Origin of the sequence: Corynebacterium sp. HMSC14B06, assembly GCF_001807075.1 — a bacterium.
Lineage (GTDB): Bacteria > Actinomycetota > Actinomycetes > Mycobacteriales > Mycobacteriaceae > Corynebacterium > Corynebacterium jeikeium_D.
Window position 1 is genome coordinate 1 of the sequence record NZ_KV787398.1, and the last position, 827, is coordinate 827.

Genomic DNA, 827 nt, shown 5'->3' on the forward strand with positions numbered 1-827 from the left:
TTTTGCTGGTAGCACCCTGACTCGCACGCCGATCCTGGAATTATTGATCCATTACAAGGGACCGCAGGGGCTAAAAAGAGCCGGATACCAACGAGTGTTGAACTGGATGATCAAGCGCACACGTAAAGACCCCACCCCGCTGGTAGACGACATTTTTACAGCGCTGAAAGCTCAAACAGTCACCGTGCCTGGAAGCGATGCCGCCGAGTTAGTAATTCCTCAACTGGCTGCAAACATCCAGGCCCTCAAAGAGCAACGAAACACCATTGCTGAGCAGGTTGAAGAGATGCTCGCTGATTTCCCTCTTTGTGAGGTCTTGATGAGTATGCCCGGAGTCGGCATCAAGACCGCAGCGCAGATCCTTCTTGCGATCGGTGATGGCTCCGACTTCGCTAGTGCTGGCCACTTAGCTGCTTATGCTGGAATAGCACCCGTGACTAGACGATCCGGTTCGTCGATCAGAGGTGAATTCCCGGCACGGTCAGGCAATAAACGACTGAAAAACGCCTTGTTCTACTCCGCATTCGCAGTTATCCGCAGCCACGAACCGTCACGGCGGTATTACGAACGCAAACGCGCTGAAGGAAAACGCCACAACGCAGCAGTCATCTGCCTGGCACGACGCCGATGCAATGTCATCTACGCGATGCTGAAAAACAAGGAGTTCTTCCGCGAAATCCCGCCACGCCCCGTCGCCGCATAAAGCCCCAAAGACGAAGCCGACCAGCACACGCTGGCCGGCTCCTAGGCACGCCTAAGAAACTACTCCCAAGACTGTGCTCGTCAACATCGGTCTGGCACTTGACAAAAACATAGGGACACCCCCC

1 protein-coding gene is annotated in these 827 nt (G+C 54.7%); it reads left to right on the forward strand.

What is annotated here, in order from left to right; genetic code table 11:
- On the forward strand, positions 1-703 hold a 703-nt coding region (locus HMPREF3130_RS10030; protein ID WP_141737811.1), incomplete at its 5' end, for an IS110 family RNA-guided transposase.
- Positions 704-827 lie beyond the last annotated feature (124 nt).